Origin of the sequence: Blastomonas sp. CCH1-A6, from assembly GCF_001556365.1 — a bacterium.
GTDB classification, from domain to species: domain Bacteria; phylum Pseudomonadota; class Alphaproteobacteria; order Sphingomonadales; family Sphingomonadaceae; genus Blastomonas; species Blastomonas ursincola.
In genome coordinates, this window is sequence record NZ_LSIS01000202.1 from 1 (window position 1) to 1293 (window position 1293).

The following is a 1293-nucleotide window of genomic DNA, read 5'->3' on the forward strand; positions in this document are numbered from 1 at the left end:
ACGCCGCACGCTGCGCCGCGCGCTCTTTCTTCACGGTGCGGCTGCGGCGACCATCGATGGCGACGGGAATGTCACCCGCGATCGTCGCGCGGCGCAGCGTGCGGCGTTGCAGGCCGAAATCGGCGATCGCGCGGTGCTGCGTCGCGCGATTGTCCCAGATAGCGACGTCGCCCGCGCGCCAGCGCCAGCGCACAGTGTTCTCCGGCTTGGTGATATGGTCCTGGAGGATGCTGAACAGCCGCTGCGAATCCGCGCTGTTGAGGCCGACGAACTGCTTGACGAAATGGCCGAGCAACAGGCTGCGCTCGCCGCTGACCGGGTGGACGCGCACCACCGGATGCTCGGTCTCGTAGACGGTTGAGGCGAACACCTTGCTGTGCTCCTCGGCGCGCTTGGCGTCCTTGGTGCCGAGCACGGCGGCATAGTCATACTTGTTCGAGTGCACCGCCCAGAGGCCATCGACCAGCGTCTTCAGCGCCTCGGGCAGTTCCTCATAGGCAGTGACGCCGTTGGCCCAGAGCGTGTCGCCGCCGGCCTGGGGGATGGTGATCGCGCGCAGGATCGAGGCTTCGGGATAGGCATCGACAAAAGTCACGTCGGTGTGCCAGCTTGAGGCTGCGTAACCCTCCTTCGTGTCCAGCTCGAGCAGATAGTGAGATCCTTCAGCGACCGGCACCGTGGGATGGGCGATCGGTTCACCCAGCCGCGCGGCAAAGGCTTCGTGCCGGGCATCGTCGAGTTCGGCCTGGTCGCGGAAGAACAGCACCTTGTGGCGGACGAGCGCCGTCTTGATCGCCTCGATGCTGGCATCGTCGAGGTCGCCAGAGAGCGCTAGGCCGCGCACCTCGGCACCGATGCGCCCGGCCACGGGCACGATGTCCAGCGGGCTTTGCGGATCGGCGGCATTGATGAAGCTGTTGATGAGATCGGACATGGAAATTCTCCTGACTTGCGAACGGGGAAAACGGGAAATGGGGAAAGCGGGTTCGGGGATGAGCTGTTGACTAGGTCATGGCGGGGCCTTTCTGCTGGAGGTCATTCGGCGGGAACGAGCGTGGCTTCGCGCGCATCAAGCTCGCGGCGGATTTCGGCATGGCGGGTTTCGTCGAGCGGGAAGCCCGCGATGAGCCAGGCCGAGAGCGCATGAGCGATGGCAGGGCCGAGGGCAAAGACCAGCGCGAGCCCTTGCAGCGCCTCGGGGCTGTTGCTGGTCTTGGGATCGAAGCCGAGCCAGGCGACCAGCGGCAGCGCGATGCCGATGGCGACAGCGGTGGCGGATTTGCCCGCGAGGCT

The 1293-nt window shown here is 66.0% G+C and carries 2 protein-coding genes; both read right to left on the minus strand.

Annotated elements, in window-relative coordinates:
• Positions 1-934: TauD/TfdA dioxygenase family protein (locus AX735_RS09010; protein ID WP_066278822.1), on the minus strand; the 934-nt coding region annotated here is incomplete at its 3' end.
• A gap of 101 nt (positions 935-1035) precedes the next feature.
• The coding region (locus tag AX735_RS09015) for an MFS transporter (RefSeq protein WP_202189540.1) at positions 1036-1293 on the minus strand (258 nt) is incomplete at its 5' end.